The organism is Shewanella sp. SR43-4 (assembly GCF_014163845.1).
In the GTDB taxonomy this organism is placed as follows: domain Bacteria; phylum Pseudomonadota; class Gammaproteobacteria; order Enterobacterales; family Shewanellaceae; genus Shewanella; species Shewanella vesiculosa.
In genome coordinates this window covers 231,842-256,979 of the sequence record NZ_JACJEB010000004.1, presented here as the reverse complement: position 1 = coordinate 256,979, position 25,138 = coordinate 231,842, and the positions used below count along the sequence as shown (strand labels likewise).

General features: G+C 40.6%; 18 protein-coding genes. 12 read left to right on the top strand and 6 right to left on the bottom strand.

What is annotated here, in order from left to right:
• Nucleotides 1-110: 110 nt before the first annotated feature.
• From torD to H5123_RS06330, 4 genes are all read right to left on the bottom strand, one after another.
• On the bottom strand, nucleotides 111-752 hold the full coding sequence (gene torD, locus H5123_RS06345) for a molecular chaperone TorD (RefSeq protein WP_404948300.1): 642 nt from the start codon (nucleotides 750-752) through the stop codon (nucleotides 111-113).
• Nucleotides 753-852: 100 nt separating this feature from the next.
• Nucleotides 853-3,345 (bottom strand): trimethylamine-N-oxide reductase TorA, encoded by a 2,493-nt coding sequence (gene torA, locus H5123_RS06340; RefSeq protein ID WP_182697382.1) that lies wholly within the window; start codon nucleotides 3,343-3,345, stop codon nucleotides 853-855.
• A gap of 12 nt (nucleotides 3,346-3,357) precedes the next feature.
• A complete protein-coding gene (gene torC / locus H5123_RS06335) occupies nucleotides 3,358-4,536 on the bottom strand; it encodes a pentaheme c-type cytochrome TorC (RefSeq protein WP_182697381.1) in 1,179 nt (392 codons plus the stop codon).
• Nucleotides 4,537-4,578: 42 nt separating this feature from the next.
• Nucleotides 4,579-4,749, bottom strand: coding sequence for a periplasmic nitrate reductase, NapE protein (locus tag H5123_RS06330; protein WP_124014893.1), 171 nt, complete (start codon nucleotides 4,747-4,749; stop codon nucleotides 4,579-4,581).
• A 1,385-nt stretch (nucleotides 4,750-6,134) separates the two neighbouring features.
• Between H5123_RS06330 and H5123_RS06325 the strand changes: the two genes are divergently transcribed.
• From H5123_RS06325 to H5123_RS06300, 6 genes are all read left to right on the top strand, one after another.
• The gene (locus H5123_RS06325; protein WP_259395280.1) at nucleotides 6,135-6,437 is read left to right on the top strand and encodes a hypothetical protein; all 303 of its coding nucleotides are present in this window, start codon (nucleotides 6,135-6,137) and stop codon (nucleotides 6,435-6,437) included.
• A 112-nt stretch (nucleotides 6,438-6,549) separates the two neighbouring features.
• Nucleotides 6,550-6,984 carry a DUF2057 family protein gene (locus H5123_RS06320; protein ID WP_182697380.1) on the top strand — a complete coding sequence of 145 codons (435 nt, stop codon included), beginning with the start codon at nucleotides 6,550-6,552 and terminating at the stop codon, nucleotides 6,982-6,984.
• A 126-nt stretch (nucleotides 6,985-7,110) separates the two neighbouring features.
• On the top strand, nucleotides 7,111-7,581 hold the full coding sequence (locus tag H5123_RS06315) for a MerR family DNA-binding protein (protein WP_182697379.1): 471 nt from the start codon (nucleotides 7,111-7,113) through the stop codon (nucleotides 7,579-7,581).
• The gene (locus H5123_RS06310) at nucleotides 7,581-9,827 is read left to right on the top strand and encodes a heavy metal translocating P-type ATPase (RefSeq protein ID WP_182697378.1); all 2,247 of its coding nucleotides are present in this window, start codon (nucleotides 7,581-7,583) and stop codon (nucleotides 9,825-9,827) included. Before H5123_RS06315 ends, H5123_RS06310 begins: the two co-directional genes overlap by 1 nt.
• A 10-nt stretch (nucleotides 9,828-9,837) precedes the next feature.
• On the top strand, nucleotides 9,838-10,188 hold the full coding sequence (locus tag H5123_RS06305; protein WP_124014888.1) for a cupredoxin domain-containing protein: 351 nt from the start codon (nucleotides 9,838-9,840) through the stop codon (nucleotides 10,186-10,188).
• A 164-nt stretch (nucleotides 10,189-10,352) separates the two neighbouring features.
• On the top strand, nucleotides 10,353-11,021 hold the full coding sequence (locus H5123_RS06300; protein WP_182697377.1) for a glutathione S-transferase: 669 nt from the start codon (nucleotides 10,353-10,355) through the stop codon (nucleotides 11,019-11,021).
• 11 nt (nucleotides 11,022-11,032) lie between these two features.
• Here H5123_RS06300 and H5123_RS06295 read toward each other — a convergent pair whose 3' ends face one another.
• Nucleotides 11,033-11,794: a spermidine synthase gene (locus H5123_RS06295; RefSeq protein ID WP_124014886.1), complete on the bottom strand. Its 762-nt coding sequence runs from the start codon at nucleotides 11,792-11,794 to the stop codon at nucleotides 11,033-11,035.
• A 217-nt stretch (nucleotides 11,795-12,011) separates the two neighbouring features.
• Here H5123_RS06295 and H5123_RS06290 point away from each other — a divergent pair, with 217 nt between their 5' ends.
• Both H5123_RS06290 and H5123_RS06285 read left to right on the top strand, forming a co-directional pair.
• On the top strand, nucleotides 12,012-12,920 hold the full coding sequence (locus H5123_RS06290) for a phosphate/phosphite/phosphonate ABC transporter substrate-binding protein (protein ID WP_182697376.1): 909 nt from the start codon (nucleotides 12,012-12,014) through the stop codon (nucleotides 12,918-12,920).
• On the top strand, nucleotides 12,913-15,306 hold the full coding sequence (locus H5123_RS06285; protein WP_182697375.1) for an EAL domain-containing protein: 2,394 nt from the start codon (nucleotides 12,913-12,915) through the stop codon (nucleotides 15,304-15,306). The genes H5123_RS06290 and H5123_RS06285 overlap by 8 nt, the downstream gene beginning before the upstream one ends.
• A gap of 223 nt (nucleotides 15,307-15,529) precedes the next feature.
• Here the strand turns inward: H5123_RS06285 and H5123_RS06280 are convergent, their stop codons facing one another.
• Complete coding sequence (locus H5123_RS06280; RefSeq protein ID WP_259395599.1) at nucleotides 15,530-15,967, bottom strand: SirB2 family protein; 438 nt, start codon at nucleotides 15,965-15,967, stop codon at nucleotides 15,530-15,532.
• Between the two features lie 805 nt (nucleotides 15,968-16,772).
• On the opposite strand from H5123_RS06280, the gene H5123_RS06275 reads away from it, so the two are divergent.
• From H5123_RS06275 to hsdR, 4 genes are all read left to right on the top strand, one after another.
• Complete coding sequence (locus H5123_RS06275; RefSeq protein WP_182697373.1) at nucleotides 16,773-17,231, top strand: hypothetical protein; 459 nt, start codon at nucleotides 16,773-16,775, stop codon at nucleotides 17,229-17,231.
• A 508-nt stretch (nucleotides 17,232-17,739) separates the two neighbouring features.
• Nucleotides 17,740-21,573: a bifunctional proline dehydrogenase/L-glutamate gamma-semialdehyde dehydrogenase PutA gene (putA, locus tag H5123_RS06270; RefSeq protein WP_182697372.1), complete on the top strand. Its 3,834-nt coding sequence runs from the start codon at nucleotides 17,740-17,742 to the stop codon at nucleotides 21,571-21,573.
• 376 nt (nucleotides 21,574-21,949) lie between these two features.
• Nucleotides 21,950-22,198: a DUF2171 domain-containing protein gene (locus tag H5123_RS06265; RefSeq protein WP_182697371.1), complete on the top strand. Its 249-nt coding sequence runs from the start codon at nucleotides 21,950-21,952 to the stop codon at nucleotides 22,196-22,198.
• A gap of 443 nt (nucleotides 22,199-22,641) precedes the next feature.
• Entirely contained in the window at nucleotides 22,642-25,101 is a 2,460-nt protein-coding gene (gene hsdR / locus H5123_RS06260) for an EcoAI/FtnUII family type I restriction enzme subunit R (protein WP_182697370.1), read from the top strand.
• The last annotated feature ends 37 nt before the right edge of the window (nucleotides 25,102-25,138 follow it).

The following is a 25,138-nucleotide window of genomic DNA, read 5'->3' as shown; positions in this document are numbered from 1 at the left end:
TATCTGTGTGTGTAACCCTAACGCTATTTATCCTGAACTCAAACATTACATATAAAAACACCGAGCTTGATCGGTGTTTTTATATGGGGGTTAATTATATAGATATCCTGTTACTGAGCACCTTTTAGTCCTACACAATCGCTTTCAACCCAAGCCAGAGTGAGGTGAGCAATGGCTGAATAAAACTTACCAGTATCCACAGAGGTAAGCCTATCTACAAAACGGGGTAACCAAGCGTGGAGATATTGCCTAATAAAGCTGAGCTGAGTGTTATCGTCACAAGCACACGCTTGGTGAGCGACATAAGCCAAAATAACGGCAATATGGTCAGACGGTTCAGGAAATTCACTTTGAACCGTTAATTGGCTTTGTTTTAGATATGTTTGCATTTGCTGATGCTGTTCACCAAATAAGAGTACATCGTCCTTGGCAACTGCATTATCGTTAAGATATAAACTGGCATAAGGGCTGGCGCTATGCTTTGTTCCTACTAAAAATAGGCCACAATAATCGGCAGCAAGCTCTAATAAAGCATGATCAGTATTGACGCTGTTAAGGGTTGAATTAAGCACTGAGTTTATGGTTTCAATGTCTTGACTCAATAACGGGTCACTGGCCAATTGAGCAAAGAATGCCTGAGCCTGACTTGCAGTGAGCTCTTGTAATAGCTGTTGGTCTAGCTCTTTTGCAAACAGTGATGAGAGCAGCTTATACACCACCGAACGACCCTGGTTCATTGGCGTGTTATACAATATCTTGTCATTCATCTATGTTATCTCCTGAGCCTATTATGGCCGTTAACTTAAGCGCCAAGAATTAAATCGCTTAGCGCACAGTGATAATACTTACACGTTATAGCTGCGTTTCTATTGGGCCACTAAAAGAACTGACGTCAGGTAACTTACCTTGATACTTTTCGAAATCGACCAAGCAAGTGTATGCGGAGCAAGCCTGGGCAAGCTTTGATGTACCAATATCTTGCGTTAACGTATTAGGGTCACCATAGCTGCACAACGCCCCAATTTCACTACCGCCTTTTTTAGACCCATCTTTACCGACTGGGCCATACCAAGCTCCTTCATGAATTCGGATAACCCCACTAGGGAAGCTGTCGGATACCACTGCACCCGCTAACAGTTGACCTCGGTCGTTAAACACACGAACAACATCGCCATCTTTAATGCCGCGCTGTTTTGCATCGGTAGGATTCAAGTACACGGGTTCACGGCCTTGTACCGTATAGGTTTCCCGATATTGCTGCGACTCACACATTTGTGAATGTAAGCGTTTATCTGGGTGGCAAGATTGCATCCACATTGGGTATTTATCTGAACCAGGACCACCATGGCTGCGCTCTGACTTTTCTATCCAAGTAGGATGGCCAGGACAGTCATCGTAGTTGAATTGGGCGATTTTACGGCTGAAAATTTCAATCAAGCCCGATGGTGTACCCAATGGATTCATTTCAGGATCATCCCTAAAGTCGGCATGGCGAGTCCAAGGTTGGCCTTCACCAAAATGTACATAACCTTGTTTCCAGAACGTGTCGAAATTTGGCATATCGAACTTACCGGCATTATCGGCTTTACAGTCGTTATAAAGTTTCTTAATCCAGTCAAATTCAGACATGCCACGGGTATATTCTGCCTCTTTACCCATTATTTTGGCAAAGCGGGTAAAGATATCAAAATCAGACAAGCTATCAAATAATGGTTCAACCATTTTTTGCATCGCTAAAACACCACGGTTAGCGTAGCTGCCATAAACGTCAATGTCATTACGTTCAAATGTAGTACAAGCGGGTAAAACGATGTCTGAGAAACGGCACGTTGCTGTCCAGTTAATGTCGACAGTGACCACACATTCAAGCTTTTGAAATGCTTGCTTCATCTTATTTCTATCTTGGTGATGACTCCATGGATTATTACCTGAAAATACCATCATCTTAATATCAGGATAAGTGACCTTCGCCCCGTTTGCATCGATGGTTTTACCCGGTTCTAAAATGGCATCAATCCAACGTGCAATCGGAATGGTGCTACTTGCACCTTTAAAATCATTACTGTCGAATAATGGCTTTTGGCCTTCATCAAGATTACGAGGAAACGCGCCCGGTGCAGCTGCGCCCGATGAAGGAACACCAATACTTGAGTAATGATGGCCATAGCTGATACCACCACCAGGTAAACCAATTTGGCCAATCATAGTGGCAAGTACAGCTGCCATCCAATAAGGTTGTTCACCGTGTTGTTGACGTTGAATACACCAACCCATCATGATTTGAGTACGACCTTTGGTCATCACTTTAGCTAAATCACGTATAATTTCAGGGCTAACACCAGTAATTTTACTGGCCCACTCTGGTGTTTTAGCTACGTTATCTGACTCGCCTAAAATATAAGGTACGAATCTGTCGAAACCTAGGCTGTAGCCCTCAATAAATTTTTCATCGTGTAACTTACTGGTGATCATTTCATGGGCAATACCCAGCATTAACGCAACGTCAGTTTGTGGGTTGACGTAAAGTTGCTCACAGCCTAAGTATTTTTGGGTTTTAGTGACCACTGGGTCGATACTGATCACCCGGATCTTACCTTGTTTTACTTTTTCTTTAAGCTCCGCTAGATAAGCGAACGATTCGTGGGTTTCCGCATTCCAACCCACTTGCAGGTTTTTATAGGGATCATTTGACCACAAAATGATGGTTTTAGATTGCTCAAGGATCAACGGCCATGAAGTACCTTGGGCATAAACTTCAGTAGAGCCTAAAATATAAGGCAAAATAGTTTGGCCAGCACCCGTTGAGTAGTCACCTATTTTTTTGACAAAATTACCGTGCATTCCAACAGCGCGTTGCATGTGACTGGTACTTGAATGCAGTTGTCCAGTGGCGCGCCAGCCAGTTTGACCTGCGTGCAATCCTGATGGGCCATATTGAGTTTGCACCTCATCAAGTGAATCTTTAAACAGAGTCAATGCTTTATCCCAAGTGACACGGACAAAGCGAAAATCACCTCGTTGACTGGTATCACTTTTATGACCTTTCAATAAAAAATCTAGGCGTACCATAGGGTAGCGAACCCGTGAAGGGTTGTAGACTAAGCCTTTAACGCCATTAATCATATCGGTAGGGTATTTGTCCAACTCAAATGGAATCACCTGGTCAATCACGCCATTCTTACGTTTCATCTTGAATGCACCAAAGTGCGAACCGGTAGTCAACCAGTCGTCATTTGCTTTAGTGCCCGCAGCTGCAAGGGCATTGAATGGTGCCAAAACTGATGTACTGCTTAGTCCAACATAAGAAGTCGCCACTAAGCCTTTAAGAAAATGTCTTCTGTTCATGATGATATCCTATTAATGCGCCGACTTATCGAAAGTAGATGAATGCTCTTGTAAGTACTTTTGTACAAGCGCTTGAGTGTCTTGGTCCATGTTGACGAATGCAATCATGCCTTTAAACATTCCAGGCCAGCTGTTAGCGTCAAAATGTGCTTCTGCTGGTTGGGTGTGGCACACACTACAACTTCTGGTATAAGTGGTGCGGGCATAATCCCAAAGTGGCTGTAAATCGTTAATTAGGTAGTCAGCATCTGTCCAAATTTTGGCTTCAACACGCTGCCATGTTAATCCGGTCATGGGGTCTTCTTTCTGTTCAAAAACATTCATTACGCCTTCTTCTAAAGCAGCATCTTTTGATAACTGAGCCGACAGAATGTTAAGACCAAAATCGAAATAGATAACACGACCAGCACCAATTTTTTTACGCCAACCATTAATACCAACTAGTACACGACTGCCATTGATTTCAAGTACCGTCACTTTAGTGGCAATGTTTAACGTGCCAGCTTCAACATCTGTTTTTTGATTAAAATAAAGGGGTTTAGTTAAGGCAGTAAAGTACTGAGCACCAACCACAAGACCAGTTTCGCCAGATCCTACTTGTGCAATGAGTTCTGGTGCACGAGAAGTCCCCATGTCAGGAAGTTTGTGAGCAATACCTTTATGGCAATCAACACAGCTCTGGTCTATCTCTGCTGCACGCTTCATTTGTTTTTGCGCCAACTTTGACATGTCATCCCATTTCATCGAGTCATAGTTATGGCAGTTTTTACACGCCAAAGAGTTATCACGGTCGAAGCGTTTCCACTCACGGCTAGCCATCTCTAGACGTTTTGATTCAAATTTTTCTTCAGTATTAACAGTTTGCATCAACCAGCCCCACATATCATGTGATGCTTCAATCTTGCGCCCAATTTTACGACTCCAGTTATGAGGCACGTGACAATCGGGGCAAGTGGCCCGAACACCAGAGTGATTAGACCAATGCACCGTTTTCTGTAGCTCTTGGTAGGGCTTGCTTTCCATACTGTGACAGCTAATACAGAACTCTTCAGTGTTGGTCATTTCCAGTGCAGTATTAAAACCACCCCAGAATATAATCCCCATTAAAAAAGCAGATAGGCTAATTGTGCCTAATGTAAGATATTTGGCAGGCTGGTTTAGCGTCCGCCAGGTATTAATAAACCATTTCATAACAGCATCCTTTATAAGATTGACTCATAATTTATTTGAGGATTAGTGCGCAACAACGCCACCAAATGCTTGGATCATCCAAATGACAAAACCATACGCACTAATGCTGGTTACTGTGATAATGGGAAAGAATAAAAAAATGATAAACCCAAGAGCTTTCAGCTCCTTAGACTTCACATTACGTTGGGGATCTACTACGTTTTTTGTTGTCATAGCTTGCTCACTTAAAAAATTACCTTTGCTGATGACAGCTATATTAGATAACAATTGTTAATGGCACTCAGACTGTGGATGAATGAACGTAGACAATATATGAAAGATTATGAATAAATAGATTGAGTACCAACAAGAAAGGTTGCGGTAGAAAATAACACCGGGGTAGAGACTAGGGAAAGTGAGATTATGGTTTATGCACCGCATCGCTATCTACCATAGCTTTAGACTATTTTGTGGTTTTTTAACCCGTAATTTTATTCAGGTCTAATAGAGAATTACATTAAACTATTACGATAATAAAAAGCTAAACACTCGATGTGATATGACGTGTGATAACAATGTTAAACAACACCATAAAAAAATAGATTAAAATCTGTTAACTACACTATAGTTATTCTATTAATTTGACACTAATGGAGTAATACAAGGATGTTGATTTTAAAGTTTATTTTATTGTCTTTAATCGTATTTATGCCAACTTCACATGCAGGTGAAACATGGAAAATCGCATCACTAGAGTGGGCTCCTTATGCGGGCTCAACCATCCCAAGTATGTAAAGATGCACTTGTACCATGGATTAATACTATGGGTTCTTGATCAGACTTTGGTCCTTCATCTCTTGAGTGAATATTCATCCTGAGAAGCAGGTTGAGCCCAACGCTTACTCAGCTCTGCAACTGACTTATCAGGTGCTTGATTAAGGCAAGCTAAAAGTACCAACAACAGATATAAAAAATATTTCAACAATTCGAACATTTGTGCACCTTATTATTGTCACAGGTATTATTGCTAATAAATATTAACAGCAGTGTTCCTTAGATTAGATAGCCACTTAAGACTACAATGCAAATGAGGTAAATCTTTGCTAAGTAGCTTCAAATAATGACAGCCATATAGTTACAATAATGTTAATAGCAGGCTTGCAGCATACACAATGACATTTGTTATCACAATATCCCCAGAACAAGATGCATTGGCTCTCTTAAGTGCAAAATATAGCTTATATGGTAGAGCTTTATTGGCCGTTAAATATGTTAAAATTTGTTTTTATCACTATAAAACAATGAGATAATCTTATTCTAAAGAGTTTGTTAACAAATATTAGCCTAGCTCACAGCATGATATAACTGATATAGAATATATAAGCCAGTTCTGACCGTTCTAGGCGGATAGAGGCGCTCTCTGTAGTGAGAGTATTAACGTACTTAGCTTTTTAATCACTTACTAGGCATCGTATAGTTAGTCGCTAAATGTGACATGTGTCGAACAAATCTAACTAAAAATCGTTATAGTAAGATCATCTTCGAATTCTTGGGCGCCATATATGCTGAAAGTTTTGTTAAATATAGCGATTATAATATCACTAGTAGGGCAATTATTGATGCCTAGCTTCGCTATGTCTAATGAAATGTCTATGCCTGCAGAAATGGTCATGTCTGACGCACAATCGAGCCCACCTCATCAGTCAGCAATGATGAACACTGACTGTGATAACGAGCCTAATTGTTGTTTAGGTGATATGAGTCAATGCATTAGTCATTGCCATGCGATCGCGAATACTTTTACGTTTTTTACAGGCATAGAGCTTATCTCTATAGGGCTAACCAGCACGAAGGCCAGCTTGCCTTTATGGGTATCAACCCCTTCTAATCTATCAAGCCAAAACCCACCTCCAATAGCTTAATTCTTTATCTAAATTAATTATTTATATTAGTTACCTATATTAATTACCACATTAATTTATAAAGATTTTTGTTGCTATCGTTATCAGCATCAAAAAGTTAACGGAGTTTATTATGAAAAAATTTATTGCTATTTCACTACTATCTTTAGTCAGCTCAGTATCAATGGCTGCCACTATCTCATTGCCAGATTATTTGATCTTTACTGCGGTCGATGGAAAACCGGTATCAAATAAAAGCCAATTAGAAATCTCTCCTGGTCAACATCTCATTGAATTACAGTTTTATGAATTGTTCTCATCTGGCGCTGATGATACTAATTTCATTAAGTCTGATGCGTTATATTGGAGTTTAAATCTATCTAGAGATGAAGATATTAAAGTGTATACCAAAGAGATTCTATCTTCGAAAAATGCAAAAAACTTTATCAAATCACCGTTTATAACATTAGAAAGCGCCACTATCAAAGGTGAAACCGTCAAGTTAGTTAATCACGAAGAGCTAATGGCTATCATCATGAAACAACATAGTAAAATGATGCAGCAATAACCCTCTAATAATAGGGCGCTCTAATGCGCCCTATTATTTTAATATTCAAACCCTACTTGACCTGTGTGTTACACATAGGTTTATAGTCAGATGATTATAATGATTAACCTTAGCGGTGGAGGCTGCATGAAAGTGAACCAACTTGCTACTGAATTAGGTATTACTGCCGACACAGTGCGCTTTTACACTCGCATTGGCCTACTTAATCCGAATAAATCTCCAGTCAATGGTTATAAAGTCTATGACCATAAAGATAAGTCGCGTATGCAATTTATCTTAAGCGCTCGCAGACTTGATTTTTCAGTTGAAGAAATTAAAGTGATTTTTTCAAAAACCGATCATGGCGAAAGTGCCTGCCATCTTGTGCGAACGTTAGTTAAACAAAAGCTGGCTGAAACGGAAAGACAATTTAATGAAATGGTTAAACTACGTTCAAGGCTTGCACACGCAGTTGAGCAATGGTCAACCATGCCAGATAACTTACCGACAGGAAATATGATTTGCCATTTGATTGAAGGTTCACATCAAACAGATGGCACTCCTGCAAGTATTAATCAGGATGATAAGATTACATTAACACCAACGGAGGTTAAGTAATGGAACACACAATGCATTCACCTATACAGCTCAATATTATCGGCGCAGGCTGCGCTAGCTGTGTTGGTAAAATTGAGAAAGCCATTAAAACCGTACAAGGCGTAGATTCGGCCGATATGAATTTTGCAGATAGAACGGTACTTGTTACTGGTCAAGCAACTGCAGAGTCCATTATCAACGCGGTAGAAAGTGCTGGCTACAATGCCACTCAAATCCAGGCTGAGTCGGCAGAAGATGCCATGAATGAGAAAGAACAGGCTGATTTACAACATTATAAAAGTTTATTACGCCATACCATTATCGCTTTAAGTGTCGGTATTCCGTTGATGATCTATGGACTTTTTATTGGCGAGATGACGGTATCAAGCCTCTCAGAGCAAATGGTATGGGGGCTGGTTGGTGTAGTTACCTTGGCCATTATGTTGATATCCGGTAAACATTTTTATATCGGTGCTTGGAAGTCTTTTTTAAACCATAACGCCAATATGGACACCCTCATCGCCTTGGGAACAGGAACGGCTTGGATATATTCGATGCTAATTGTGGCATTTCCACAGTGGTTTCCTGAAATGGCAAGACATGTTTACTTTGAAGCAACCACGATGATCATTGGTTTAATTAATCTTGGTTTAGCACTAGAAGTGAAAGCGCGCGGTAAGACCTCTGAAGCCATTAAGCGTCTTATTGGCCTGCAAGCAAAAACGGCGCGGGTTATCCGTGATGACAAAGAAATCGATATCGACATTGCCCAAGTGTTACTTAACGATCATGTTAGAGTCCGTCCTGGCGAAAAAATCCCCGTGGATGGAGTGGTTATTGAAGGTAAAAGTACCATTGATGAGTCAATGCTGACCGGTGAGCCCATGCCAGTTGAAAAAGCTGTTGATGATGATGTGGTCACCGGTACTTTAAATAAATCTGGCTCAATCATATTTAAAGCAACACGGGTCGGAAAAGATACCGCACTGGCGCACATTATTAGTATGGTCAAACGGGCACAAAACTCGAAGCCACCGATTGGTCGATTAGCGGATGTCATTGCCGCTTATTTTGTACCAGCCATTATGATCATTGCCATTGTCAGTGCCATGGTGTGGTTTAACGTTGGTCCTGAGCCATCAATGGTATTTGCCATAGTGTCTGCTACAACCGTGTTGATTATCGCTTGTCCTTGTGCCCTCGGACTCGCAACACCAATGTCGGTAATGGTTGGCGTTGGTAAGGCGGCTGAATCTGGGGTACTTATTCGTAACGGTGAAGCTTTACAAACGGCCTCTAAAATCACCGCAATGGTTTTAGATAAAACTGGCACCATTACCGAAGGTAAACCGCAAGTTACCGATATTATTCTGGCTCATGCAGACAGTGAAGAGCAGGTAATTGCCTTATCGGCTGGAATTGAAAGTCACTCCGAACACCCCTTAGCACAAGCCATTGTTGACAGTGCCAACGCTAGAAGCATTAAAGCCATTAACACTGAACACTTTAATGCCATTTCGGGTCAAGGTGTAGAAGCTCAGATGGATGGACAAACATTACTGTTTGGTAATGAAAAACTGATGCAAGACAACAATATTGCGATTAGTGACTACCAAGCCAAGGCCCAAACCTTAGCCGAAGAGGCTAAAACACCTATGTATTTGGCGCTTGCAGGGCAGTTACTTGCCATTATCGCAGTATCTGATCCGATAAAATCCGATTCAATCGAAGCGATTGCGAGATTAAAACTCAGTGGCATTAAAGTGATTATGTTAACCGGAGATAATAAAGCTACCGCAGCCGCAGTGGCGAAGAAAGTCGGTATTGATGACTTTTTCGCTGAAGTGATGCCAGAAGATAAAGCCAAAAAAGTCGCTGAACTTCAGCAAAAAAATGAAATTGTTGGCATGACTGGCGATGGCATTAATGACGCTCCAGCGTTAGCCTTAGCCGATGTCGGCTTTGCAATTGGTACGGGTACCGATGTCGCGATAGAAAGTGCCGATATTACCTTAATGCGTGGATCACTTCATGGATTAGCCGATGCCATAGCCATTAGTAAAGCAACGCTGCGCAACATTAAACAAAACTTGTTTGGTGCATTTATTTATAACGTTGCGGGTATTCCGTTAGCGGCAGGAGTGCTTTATCCGGTATTTGGTATTTTGTTAAACCCAGTGATTGCCGGGGCGGCGATGGCCTTTTCATCGCTTACCGTCGTCAGTAACGCCAACCGTTTACGTCTGTTTAAAGCTAAAGAACACTAGGAGACTCAAAATGTTGATTAATTTACTGTGTATCGCATTAATCGGTTTTATCATTTGGTGGTTTTGGCTGTATAAACCATCAAATGAAACTAAGGTTGATGCCAGCACATCAATAGTGGTTAAAGACGGGGTGTATTCGCCTGCAAGAATTAACATTAGCGCCAATACGCCGACAGAAATAACCTTTTTACGCCAAGATAAATCCGGATGTTCCGCCACAGTCTTGCTACCCGACTTAGATATTAGCCAAGATTTAGCACTGGATAAACCCACCAAGGTAGCATTACCTGCTCTGGAAAAAGGCGAGTATCCATTTCATTGTCAGATGCAAATGTATAAAGGCGTGTTGATCGTTGAGTAAGCGTTGCCAGCCCGTTATGGCATAACGGATTGGATAATGAATCTTTGGGGGACATGAACAAAATGACGTTCAGAACTTGATAGTGTAATGTCACCCTAAGATTTAATTAATGATTATCGTTAATGTAACAAAGCCTATCGGCAAAATGAATTTACTGAGCAAAAATGACCCAGACAATTGACTTATCCATACTTTATTCTTTAAGAAATTGCCCTTATGCAATGCGGGCTAGGTTGGCGATTTATGCTTCAGGCCAGCAAGTTCAGCTACGCGATATAGTGTTAAGTAACAAACCTGATGAGATGCTTAAGGTGTCACCTAAAGGTACCGTCCCGGTACTAGTCACCACCGATAACCAGGTGATCGATGAAAGCCTAGCCATCATGCAATGGGCATTTTTACAAACAGACCCAGAAGGTTACACTAACAAAGCAGTCCCCAACGCTTTAGATGAAATGTTGGCTGTTATTGCGATATTTGATAATGAATTTAAAGGTCATCTTGAACGGTATCGCTGCTCAAAACGTTACCATGAACCCTCATTACCAGAAGATAGACAGCAATGTGAGCGTTATCTTGCCGATCTGGAATCGCGACTCTCTCTGCACCAGTATTTGATGTCCGACAAACCGAGCTTAACTGATTTGGCATTAATGCCGTTTATGCGGCAGTTTGCCCAAGTAGAGCGGCAATGGTATCTACAATCACCCTATCCAAAATTGCGCCAGTGGTTGAATCATTTTTTGCAAAGTCGGATGTTCAGCAAGGTAATGGTACAAAATTCAATGTGGTTAGACACTAAACAACGCCTGATATTTGGCGCTGTTGTCTAGGGCTATTATTTTTATTGAGCTTGAGTATTTAAGATTAATTCGGCATAACGCGCCATTGGAATATTGATTTGTTGTTGCAATATTTGAGCATTACGCATGAGTTGTTCAGTTTCTATTTGGGGTATGGCATTTTTGAATGCCAGAATGATCCTGTTGCCACTGTCAACTTCGAAACTGATTAAGCGATGTTCAAATTCTAGCGCAAGTAATGCATCTAACTCTTGTCGAAGTTCTACCGATGTATGCCAAATATTGAGTACTAAAACGCCATTTTCATTAAGTGCATTTTTACAATCCCGTAAGTAGGATGACTGCACTTGGTTAGGTTCCATGCCTTGTGAGTTATACAAATCTGAAAAAATAACATCACTTTGGACAGTAGTATATTTAATGTGATGGACTGCATCGTCTATATGAGTAACGATGCGATGGGTATCGGGTAAATAAAAGTAATCTTTGGCGGCATTGACTACCGCTTCGCGGTATTCAACCGCATGGACGTTTATATTAACGAAACTATTGAGTAAACACTTTGCCATCGATCCCGCCCCCAGCCCCATAATAGTGGCGATGTTCACTGTCGGAAGAAACAATAATCCGCTCATCATGGCTTGGGTATAACCAAGATGTAATCCATTTATATCATTGAGTTTCATGCAGCTTTGATAGATTTTCCCATCGAAGCTAAGAATACGGCTATTTTTTGTTTGATAAACATAAATGGGGCCGTGCTCATCTTCAGTTGATGAGATGCAGGTTCCTTTGATATCCATGGTATTGTTAACATCGCTTAAATACGTACATGTAACGGGTAGGGCAGTATAGCTGATAATAGACGCGGTAAATTAATTGCTTACGAAGTAAAGCTCTTTGAGTTGATATCAAACGGCTAAATTATTCGTGGTTAAGTTAATATAATGTATCCAGAAAGTGACTTTTTTCAAATATAAAACTACTATCATTATTACGACAATAACAAATTGATTTTTTATGAAAAAATATCTCTTTACCTTAATTATCATTTTGCTATTCGCTTGCGAACAACCCGCTACAGAAAAAGCCCTGCAGTACAGTCGTTCGCCTAGTAATAATACCGCGTTAACCTATCGATTTGCGATTCACCCTTTACACAATCCGCAAAAGTTATTCGAAGCTTATCAACCGCTGATTGATTATATCAATCAGAAAATCCCTGAGATTGATATTGAACTCGAAGCATCAATCGATTATGCCTCCTATGAACAAAAAATCCGCGACAGAAAGCCAGATTTATTACTGCCTAATCCATGGCAGACCTTGCAGGCTAGGGACAACGGATATCGAGTGATTGCCATGGCTGGTGATGCTGATGATTTCAAAGGGATTTTTATCGTAAGAAAAGACAATAATATCCAAAAACCAATTGAGCTCAAGGGTAAAAGAGTGAGTTATCCTGCACAAACAGCGCTTGCTGCGACAATTATGCCACAGTATTTTTTGTACACTAATGGAATCGATATTAACCAAGATCTTGATAATATCTATGTGGGTTCACAAGAGTCTTCAATCATGAATGCATATCTTGGTAAGGTAGCTGCAGCAGCAACTTGGCCACTTCCTTGGCGATTATTTCAAAAAGATCACCCAGAAAAAGCAAACCAGCTTAAAGTCATTTGGCAAACACCATCTTTAATCAATAACTCAGTTATGGTACGTGATGACTTTCCTAAAGAGATTAGTCAAAAAATACAACATTTACTGATTACTTTAGCAGACTCACCAGAAGGTAAGGCGATTATGCTCGGTATGGAAACCGCTAGATTTACTCAGGCGGAAGATGCTGATTACGATGTTGTACGCAGCTATATAAATAATTTTGAGAGTAAAGTGCGTCCAGTGGAAAGCTCAATCAATGATTAAAAAATTGCAACGTATTCTATTAGGCACATTGCGCCGACAAATGATGATTGGCATGACGCTCATCATCACTTTGATGATGGGATTATTTGTCTGGGATACCACTCATCGCCAACAAAAAATTAAAGTTGAACAATATAAAGATCAAGCTATTGCCCTTGCAGATACTTTAGCGACTTCGTCTGCTATTTGGGTTGCCTCGCGAGATGTCAGCGGTCTGCAGGAAATCGTCAATGGTGTCTCAAAATACCCTAACTTAAAGCAAGCTATCGTCATCGATTTACGTGGCCAAGTGTTGGCACATACAGATTTGACTAAAGTGGGTTTGTATATCGATGCATTCAACCAAGACAATGATCTGCAACAGATACATTATTCTGATAGTAGTATTGATGTGACTAAAGCCATTGTTTTAGCGGATCGAGAAATTGGCTGGGTGGTGATTGATTTAGATAGACGCGCTTACTTAGAAGAAATTAACCAAATAAAAATAAACAGTTTCTTTTATGCACTTACTGCCATTTTACTTGGTGTATTAATCACCACCTTAGCCAGTCGTTATTTAACTCGTCGTTTGTATATCATTCAAAAAGTAGCCGACAAAGTCCAAACTGGCGCCACTCATTTACGTGTCAACATGAAGGGAACTGATGAAGCTTCGTTACTTGCTAAACAATTTGATCAAATGCTGGATAGCTTGGCATTAAGGGAATCTCAATTAGCCTCATTTTATTCTTTAGATTTGGTCGGTTTAACGGTTACGTCACCAGATAAAGGCTTGATCAGTATCAATCCTTGTTTGTGTAAGATGCTGGAATACACCGAAGAGCAACTGAAAAAATTAACATGGAATGATTTAACCTACCCTAATGATTTAGAGGCTGATGAAGCCCAATTCACCAGGTTACTTGCCAATGAAATTGATGGCTATAGTTTAGAAAAACGTTTTATTAGCAGAACAGGCAAAGTGATCCCTACCATGTTAGTCGTGCGTTGTGTGCGTAAAAATGATGGCAGTATTGATTATGTTCTGGCAATGGTTCAAGACATCAGCAAGCAAAAAGAAGATGCTATTCAAATAGAGCGACTAGCCTACTTTGACCCGCTAACGAAATTACCCAATCGGCGGTTATTAGATGATAGGTTAAAACAAGCATTAATATTTAGTGATCGGAATCAGTATTATGGTGCGATATTATTTCTTGATCTGGATAATTTTAAAACACTCAACGACACCCTAGGACATGATATTGGTGACCTGTTATTGCAACAAGTGGCCAATCGACTTATCAATATTATCCGTGAAGGTGATACAGTCACTCGCTTTGGCGGTGATGAGTTTGTGATCATATTAGAAGGCATTCATTCTAATGCTTTTGTTGCCGCCACACAGATAAAAGCGATTGCCACGGCTATTTTAGATACCATTAACCAGCCTTACAATATAGTAGGCCATAGTTATTCGACCAGTACTAGTATTGGTGCGACTTTGTTTCTCGGCAATAATACCACCCCAGATGAGTTACTCAAACAAGCTGATATTTCCATGTATCAAGCCAAAAAATCAGGTCGAAACCTTGTCTGCTTTTTTGACCCTAAAATGGAAATCAGCATTATCAATAGAGTGGTGCTTGAACGCGATTTACTCATTGCACTAGAACATAATCAATTCCAATTGTATTACCAAGTACAAGTCGACAGCTCAAACACCCCCGTGGGCGCCGAAGCACTTATCCGTTGGAACCATCCACAGCGTGGCATAGTGTCCCCCTTAGAATTTATCCCGTTGGTAGAAGAAACCGGCATGATTATCGAAATAGGACAGTGGGTTATTGATTCGGCCTGTAGGCAACTCAATGCCTGGCAGCAACATGTTAATACAACAGGATTATCATTATCTATCAATGTCAGCGCCAAACAATTCCATAAAGCCGATTTTGTCGACATAATCAAAAAAAGTATTGATAAATATAGTGTTAATCCTAAATTACTTAAAATTGAATTAACTGAAAGTGTACTGTTAAATAATATTCAAACCATTATCGAAAAAATGAATACTTTAGCGGCTATAGGTATCCAGTTTTCGTTAGACGATTTTGGTACCGGTTATTCATCGTTACAATATCTCAAAAAACTCCCATTACATCAGCTTAAGATCGATCAGTCATTTGTGCGTGAACTATGTGTTGATAGTAACGATAAAACCATTGTTAAGACCATTATTTCGATGGCACAGAGCTTAGGTTTAAGTGTAATTGCAGAAGGTGTAGAAACTGAACAACAACAGCAATATTTAATCAGCCAAGGGTGCCGTAATTTTCAAGGTTACTTGTTCAGTAGACCGATACCAATTGACCAGTTTGAAAGCCTAATACCTCAAATCGCTTAATTAGGCAGATGCCAGTAGGCTAGGGCGACGATAAGCAAAATGCGCCTATTGACTTAGAGTCAATAAAGCGGCTATTGCGTAGAACATGGAATGAGATAAAGCGAGATTTTTATTCTAAGGTGTGCGTATAAGGGGCCATGTTGCCGCTGGAATAAACACCGAATGAATCAACACGATGGACCAATAGTGGCTAAAGTTAATTAGCCACTTTACTCGACATTATCTAACAAATGCCTGTTAACATAGACTGTCCCAACTCAAGATAAGCATTAGCATCATCAACAATCCCTTTCGATTTAAGATGATGGGCAAAACCCAATCGTGCACTCATCAATAACCAAAATATCGTACTAATTAAACCCACAATGCGCCATAGCGTTGATTTTGCCCATTTAAGCGTAAAGGTAATCGAGAGTACATAAAGTACAAAACCACCTAATTTAGACGATGCCCAACCGTTCACAAACGGGTACAAGTTCAATGGATTAACGATAATCATGTAAACAAAGGTGCAGATAAACAGAGCATACAAAACATGAGGACCGATCTTGAGCAGTTTATTATTGACCTTGTCAGAGCCTTTCATCGTCAACACAAAGTTAATGATAAAAAATATAAACGTCAGCGCAATTATTGTCAGGTGGGTGTGCTTAACTATCATGTACATGGTCTTGTTCCCTAAAAAGTAATGTGTATATAGTACTTATACCGTGTGTTTGTAGTTTAAAGCAAAGTCTGTAACCAACGAACCTTAATTACGTACTACGGTGGCGTTAAGATCAATATCACCAACTCAGTCTAATTATTGTATTTGAGTATCGTGCTTATATGAAAAATAGGCATCAAACTTCTCTTACAAGCTTTCTCCTCATATCAGCAATACAGCATTGTAGGCTACAGTTTTTTCATTTTAGTGCAGCTCATGAGTACTAACTCTTTAATCCGTTGCTCAGGTGTTATCTTTGCGCTTTTGTCGGTTTTTTGTCTTAAACCATTACACTTTGCGCACTGACTTTACAATGAATTTACTAGCCAAGCGTTCATCTCATTCAGCTTCGTCCTATCCAAAGATAACAGGATATTTTTCAATGAGTCTGTAGACATCTTCGATGATATCGCCCAATCCACACCAATAATTCTAATGGCTTTATGTGGGTCATACTATTCTCGGTAAGGTTTCTAAATATGTAGATCAGACAAATATTCATGCCAAGCTGAGTGCGGCAGCGAACAGAGTGAAAAATAAAATACACGTATGATGAGCATTAACATCATGAGTTAATTGTGGTCGCTAACTCTTATTTATGTAGTCAATACATAATGTTGCATAGACTGAACGAGTTCAAAGTGATTGCAATTTAAGCCACAGATGGTGATATTTTTTTACCATTTTTTTATTTTTATGCTAGGCAGGCGCTTCACTTTGCACAGCAAAGTGATCTAAACGCGTCAATTTTGAGGATAATATGCAAATAGAAACACTTCACGATGTTATGCAATGGACTAAAAACATGCACCAAGAACTGCACTATTTTGCAGCAAATTGTGCACTAAAAAGCGATAGTGTAAGAGTTGGATTGCTGCTTAAGTACATTTCAGAGCACGAAAAAAAAATGGCGCAGATAATGAAAAAGTTCGAAGACAGTGGTAACAACAGTGCGCTTAACACTTATAGTCGGCATTACTACGAAAAACTCGCTATTTCAATTCACACTGAAGGTGAGCATCCGTTTGAAAAGATGGATACGGATGAAATAGCGATTGTCACTCTTGAATATCACAAAAATATTGTCGGACTATTTGAGTATCTGCAAAAGTGCAGTTGTGCACCTTCCGTGACGGAATTTCTTAACGATATATTGTCGGTTCAAGAGGTAGAGGGAAGGTTATTGGCACGTAACATGAAACAAATTGACGATTTGTAGCATCAATACTCCTCAGACCAAAAGTCATAGCGTCATGCTGAGTGGTTTCGTATTAGAAACTATGCAGAATGCGCTCCCTCTGGTAAGCAAAGCCTGTTTAGTGGCTGACTTTATACGTTATTTTAGCCACCAAATTAGCGTTAATTTGGCAACAACGGCGAATTCACATCAAGCCATATATAGACAATGCGACATTTCAACAAATCTAAGCCGAATTTATCGGTTTTATGACCTTAACTTGATGTGACTCTGCAATAAAACTCCGCGACGTTAGCAAAAGAATGACAGGTTATTCACAGTGTTCATATTTTTTAACATTTTGAATACAAACATTAAAATCGAAAACAAAGCCACTATCAAGCGTATTCTCGAAAGTACGCTAACGCACAGAGTCTAAAACTAAATATCAGTATAATTTAATCGTTAGTCATCAAATCTTAGGTATCACTTAGATATCAAATGTCTCTAGTCATTGCAAAATACAATTTATTAATATTGAGGTGAGCACATGCTTTTTAATAATTCAAATATCTCGGACTCTCCTATTCGTCAGAAAATTCGCGAGTTCTATCGTATTGATGAAAGTGTTGCGGTAGAGCATATTTTACCGTTAGCAAAGGTTAACCCTGAAGCTGCCAGCAGAGCGTGGGAAAAAGCCCGTAAAATATCACTAAAAATACGTAGAGATGAGTCAGGAAACGGTGCTGTAGATGCCTTACTCGCAGAATACACATTATCCAGTGAAGAAGGTGTGGTGTTGATGTGTTTGGCCGAGGCCTTATTGCGTGTACCAGACAAACACACTCAAGATGCCCTAATTAGCGACAAAATTTCTCAAGGTGAGTGGCGAAGTCATTTGGGCAGCAGTGATTCACTGTTCGTTAATGCCTCATCCTGGGGATTATTAGTTACCGGCACTATGGTTGATTATGCTGATGAGCGCGAAAAAGATAGTTTTGATTTATTGAAAAAGATTATTGGTCGTTTAGGAGAGCCTGTCATTCGTAAAGCAATGAACTACGCCATGCAAATTATGGGTGAGCAGTTTGTTATGGGCGAAACGATTCAAGCTGCAACAGAGCATGCTACCAAACAAGATCGGCAAGGCTTCGTATATTCTTACGATATGCTAGGTGAGGGTGCGCGCACCATGGATGATGCGGATAAATATTTTAAAGCTTATCAAGTTGCTATAGATACTATTGGCGCGGTTTCTCTCGCGTCAGGTAAGGACGATCCTCGCAGGGTTCCTGGTATCTCAGTTAAGCTTTCTGCTATCCATCCTCGTTACGAATTTGCGCAAAGACAACGGGTAATGACTGAAGCTGTGCCCAAACTTAAAGCGCTTTGTTTGCAAGCTAAAAAATACAATATTGGTTTAACGGTTGATGCGGAAGAATCTGAGCGATTAGATTTATCCCTTGATGTTATTGAGGCGGTATTTAGTGATGACGATTTAGCGGGTTGGAATGGCTTTTCGATGGCGCTGCAAGCTTATCAAAAGCGGGCTATTTTTATCCTTGATTGGTTGCATGAGTTAACCGTTCGTGTTGGCCGGACAATGATGGTGCGTTTAGTTAAAGGTGCTTACTGGGATACTCAGATTAAAAACACTCAAAAAGGCGGCTATCAGCATTTTCCGGTATTCACTCGCAAGGCTTCTACTGATGTGTCTTACCTCGCCTGTGCGAAAAAATTACTCGAATATAGAGATACTCTCTATCCACAGTTTGCTACACATAATGCTTATACTGTGGCGACTATTCTTGAACTGGCGGGCAATGACAAAACAAGTTTTGAATTTCAATGTCTATATGGCATGGGTGGTTCTTTATATGATCAAGTTGTTGCCAGTGAAAATGTTCAATGTCGGGTTTATGCACCGGTTGGTCCTCATAAAGAGCTACTCGCCTATTTAGTCCGTCGTTTGTTAGAAAATGGCGCTAACTCTTCTTTTGTTAATGCCATTATTGATGAGTCTCAACCGGTCGAATCGTTACTTGAAGACCCGGTTGAAAAAATGACTCGCTTAACAGACAAATATAACGGCCAGATAATCAAACCTATTGCGTTATACCACGATGAAAATGGTGTGGGTCGAGATAACTCCAAGGGCCTAGATTTAACCGACATCAATATGCTTACCCCGTTAAAAACATCACTAGATAACTGGGCTGAAGCTAACCAGTTCTGTGAGAGTGATATCCGAGAAGGGGCTGTGGCCATTAGAAACCCAGCAAAGCAAAGTGAAATCATTGGTTTCCAGCGACATCATGGCAAAGATGACATGCTCGCGATGATCGATACAGCTCAAACGGCGTTTGCCTCATGGTCACAAAAGCCTGTATCGGAGCGCGCAGCCTTATTATGCAGTATCGGCGATATTCTCGAACATCATAGGGACGAGCTCATAGCCTTATGCATCAAGGAAGCGGGAAAAACGACTCAAGATGGTATTGATGAAGTCAGAGAGGCTGTTGATTTTTGTCGTTATTATGCACAACAAGCGATTGAACTTGCAGAAGATGATCGTTTAGAAGCCCGTGGGGTGGTGTTATGTATCAGCCCTTGGAACTTCCCGTTAGCAATATTCATCGGCCAAGTAACTGCAGCCGTTGCAACTGGTAATACGGTGTTGGCAAAACCCGCCCAGCAAACAAGTTTAATCGCATTACGCGCTATTGAACTCATGGCGTCTGCTGGACTACCTCACGGGGTTGTACAAGCGGTTATTGCCAAGGGGAGTGAAGTAGGCAGTATTATTATTCCTAATGCACATATTCAAACGGTTATTTTTACGGGGTCAATTAAAACAGCGACTATGATTTCGCAAACGTTGGCTGATAGAGACGGCGCAAAAGTGCCTCTCATTGCTGAAACGGGCGGTCAAAACTGCATGATAGTTGACTCCACAGCTTTGCCAGAGCAAGTGGTTGATGATGTTATTTCTTCAGGATTTCAGTCTGCTGGTCAGCGTTGCTCTGCGCTCAGGGTGTTATTTTTGCAAGAAGACATTGCTGATACGGTTATTACAATGCTTAAAGGCGCATTAGCAGAATTGCATGTGGGTAATCCAGAACAACTGAGCACTGATGTGGGGCCTGTCATTGATCAAAAAGCGCTAGAATCACTCAATGCTCACAGTGATTATATGAAAACTCATGGTCAGCTATTGTACCAATGTGCGATATCTAATGAAGAAAATGAAATAGCACAAAACGAAGCTTTCTTTTTTGCACCGCGACTTTATGAAATAGACAATATTAGCGTGCTCAAGCATGAAGTCTTTGGTCCCTGTGTGCATATTATTCGCTTTAAAGGCGATGAAATAGAAAAAGTCATTGATGATATTAATGGTACCGGTTTTGGTTTAACTATGGGTATACATACCCGAATTGAACAGCGAGCCATTCGTTTGGCGACACTATCGCGTGCAGGTAATGTATATATAAATCGTAATATGATTGGCGCTATTGTCGGGGTGCAACCTTTTGGGGGGCGTGGTCTTTCAGGTACAGGGCCAAAAGCGGGTGGCCCCTTTTATTTAACGCGTTTAGTGAAAGAAAAAGCCACTCCTGATGCCGATAAATTTAACTTATTGCCATCGCAAGTCGATGCCTTAGTGAGCGATGCGGGATCAAAAGCAGAAGCAGAATTATTGATGGATAGGGCGAATGTAGCAGAAAAAATCTGGCGCATGACCGAGCTAAATCAGCGTATTGTTTTTGTTCGTCAAATGTTAGTCGAAATAGCTAATATCGATAGTATTGATGATTTAGCCGATGACTTAAATCGTACTTTGACAGCCGCTAATTCACAATTAGTGGCTGTTGAAAAACACCTACAAAAGCCAACAACACTTCCAGGTCCAACAGGTGAGTCTAATATTCTCTATTTGGAAAACCGCGGTAATATCATCTGCTTTGCTGATAAAAATGTAACTTTCCATTTTTGGATGCTCTCTATCGTAACGGCTTTGGCAACCGGAAATACCGTTATCTCGGTGGTTTCTGATTTATTTTATGATCAAGCGCTAGCCATTAGAGATAAGTTCGTTACAGCAGGTTCTGATGAGAATGTTTTTCAAGTTACCCGGTTAGGTCATTTAACCACTTTGTTGGCACATCCGGCGTTATCAGGAGTTGTTGTTGATAGTCATTGTGACCGAAAACATTATATCAGTGACAGACTAGCTGAGCGTCAAGGCGCAATTTTACCGGTTATTAGTTCAGAGTATTTTGATAATCTCATTCAACGTTTATTAACAGAAAAAACCGTTAGCATTGATACAACCGCTTCTGGTGGTAATACGTCGCTAATGACCTTAGATGAAGAAAACTAACTATTTTAGAATGTTATGGTTAAACAAATATTCTGAATATTTATAATTTCATCAACTGAAACGTTGATGAAATTATTCACTTTAGTGACAATCGATAAAATTAAAACGACCTAACAGGCAAACTAAAACGATAGACGAACAGATGTATTATTCGAGTTGACCATTAATGGTAACAGAGGATTTGGATATGCAGTCTGTTCGTTGTCGAACAGACTGCATTTGGTTTTATCGGTATGATTTTACTGTGCGATTAGAAACATTAAGTAACCAATTATTGTAGTTAAAGTCAAAGACAATCCCGATTAGTGAATCTTGTCAGATGACTGATTGCACATTTATAAATAGAAGGGCTTGTACTGAGCCCTGAGGAGAAACTATGATTCAAACCAACCAAATTCAACCTGATATGCCTGTTTTTTGCTCCGAAGATGGTCAATTTGCTACTGTAGATCATATGGAGGGCACCGATACCCTCAAGCTGAAAAAAGATGACAGCGGTCAACACCATTACATTCCGCTGAGCTGGGTAACTTCAATTGAGGGCGATAAAGTTAAAATCGATCGTCCAGGAGACCAGGCTATGCAGGAATGGTCTCAAACTCCGCCAACAGCTACAGGACACTAAAGTCTTGCTGTACCGCTAAACAGAGATGGCATGCACTCATGCCATCTTAAGACCAGAGCGGGAAGTACTGAATTTATTTCCCGCCATCACTATCACGTCGTATGTTAGACAATATCTAATTTTCGCTGACAGTTTAGTTTGCCCTTCTTTTATAGATGGTCCCTGTAAATAACATACTGGTATTGTGTCTTAGACTCAAAGATGAGCCAGAGCACAATACTCGTGTGTCGTTTTATTAATGAGATAACCTGGTGAAGCGATATTAAGTGCAATTTCATATCAAGATTCTTCTTCAACATCAAACAATCTCAATGTTTACTCAAAATCACGTTTTTACATATTTAAGTTCTGTATCTGCATGTAATCATTGGTGATACTAAGGCTTTGTGGCAAACTGAATATTATTGCCGTTTGCAATCGCGCTAGAAGGATCTAGATCTCGTATGAGTATCAATAAAGCCAAGCTTACCGAAACCGATATTATCTCTAAATACATCATGCCAGCTATCAAAAATGCTGGGTGGGATGATATGTCGCAAATTCGCCAAGAGGTGAAATTGCGTGACGGTAAAGTCATTGTGCGTGGTCAATTGGGTGTGCGCAAAACGGTTAAGTCTGCTGATATTGTGCTGTATCACAAACCCAGTATGCCGCTGGCTGTTATTGAGGCTAAAGCCAATAAGCACGAAGTGGGTAAAGGCATGCAACAGGGGCTAGATTATGCCCGTTTACTTGAAGTGCCTTTTATTTTTGCCTCCAATGGCGATGGCTTTATCTTCCATGATAAAACCAAGTTAGAAACACCTGAAGAAAACCAACTTGAATCAGAGATCCGCTTAGAAGACTTTCCATCACCACAAGAATTATGGACTAAGTACTGCGTGTGGAAAGGTTATACCCAAACCCAGTTACCTATTATCAATCAAGAATATCATGATGATGGCACGGGTAAGCACCCTCGTTATTATCAACTGCAAGCCATTAATAAAACCATTGAAGCTATTTCATCCGGTAAAGACCGCGTGTTACTTGTCATGGCGACCGGTACGGGTAAAACCTATACCGCATTTCAAATCATCTGGCGTTTATGGAAGTCTCGCGCTAAAAAACGAATCTTGTTTTTAGCCGACCGTAACATTTTGGTAGACCAAACCCGCATAAACGATTTTCAGCCCTTTGGCACTTCAATGACCAAAATCACTGGACGCACGGTTGATCCTGCATTTGAAATTCATTTAGCCTTATACCAAGCATTAACCGGCCCAGAAGAAAGCCAAAAAGCCTTTAAACAAGTCGACCCAGACTTTTTCGACCTAATCATTATCGACGAGTGCCACCGTGGTAGCGCTTCAGAAGACAGCGCCTGGCGTGAAATTTTAGAATATTTCAGCAGCGCTGCTCAAGTTGGCCTTACCGCCACCCCTAAAGAGACTGACCAAGTATCAAACTCCGACTACTTTGGTGAGCCTGTCTATACCTACTCACTCAAAGAAGGCATTGAAGATGGTTTCTTAGCTCCTTACAAAGTCGTGCGGGTAGATATTGATGTCGATCTACAAGGCTGGCGCCCCACAAAAGGTCAAATAGATAATAACGGTGAAGTGATAGAAGACAGAATTTATAATCAAAAAGACTTCGATCGCAACATGGTGATTGATGAACGCACCCAATTAGTTGCCGAAACCATTACCAACTACTTAAAACGCACCGACCCGATGGCCAAAACTATCGTGTTTTGTAACGATATTGACCACGCAGATCGCATGCGCCGTGCTATTGCCAATCTCAACCCTGAGCAAATGGTCAAGAATGAAAAGTACGTGATGAAAATAACCGGTGATGATGAGCTTGGCAAAGCGCAGTTAGACAACTTCATCAATCCCAAAAAAGCTTATCCTGTTATTGCCACCACCTCAGAATTAATGTCTACAGGGGTAGATGCCAAAACCTGTAAGTTAGTGGTGCTGGATCAAAACATTCAGTCGATGACCAAATTTAAACAGATTATTGGCCGTGGCACCCGCATTGACGACCGATACGGCAAGCTGTGGTTCACCATTCTCGACTTTAAAAAGGCCACCGAATTATTTGCCGACGAACGCTTTGACGGTACACCAGAAAAAATCATTAGAGTGACGCCTGAAGATATTGAAGATGAAAATGTTGATATTGACTCAGTTGGTGATGAGGTTACGAATGAAAACGGTGCCGATGATAATCAAAACCAACAGGGCGATGAACATCAGGATGATGAGCACATAAACGACCCCCAAGGCGATGGTAGCTTTGATGAAGGTGAATGGGACGAAGGCGAAACCCGTAAAATCCATAAGTACCGCGTGTCAGGTGTTACTGTTAGCAAAGTGGCTGAACGAGTGCAATATTACGACAGTGACGGCAAATTAGTTACCGAATCTTTTAAAGATTACACCCGTAAAACCATGGCGAAACAGTTTAGCTCACTCGATGAGTTTGTTAAGCGCTGGAATGAATCAGATCGCAAACAAGCGGTGATTGATGAACTGGCACTAGAAGGCATTATTTGGTCGGCACTTGAGGAAGAAGTGGGTAAAGACATGGACCCTTTCGACATGATTTGCCACGTGGTGTATGACCAACCCCCATTAACTCGAAAAGATCGTGCAAACAATGTGCAAAAGCGCAATTACTTCACTAAATATTCCGACACTGCACAAGCCGTACTGCAAAATTTACTGGTAAAATATGCCGATGTCGGCGTGCAAGAAATTGAAAACATGCAAGTGCTTAAAGTCGCACCGTTTACCGAGTACGGCAATTTGAGTGAGATCGTTAAAAAAGGCTTTGGCGGCAAACAAGAATACGAGCAAGCCATTAGTGACCTAGAAGCGCAGATTTATCAAATTCATCAGCAATCAGCCTAATAGAAATGACAAAGGGGTGTTGACCACCCCCTTTGCT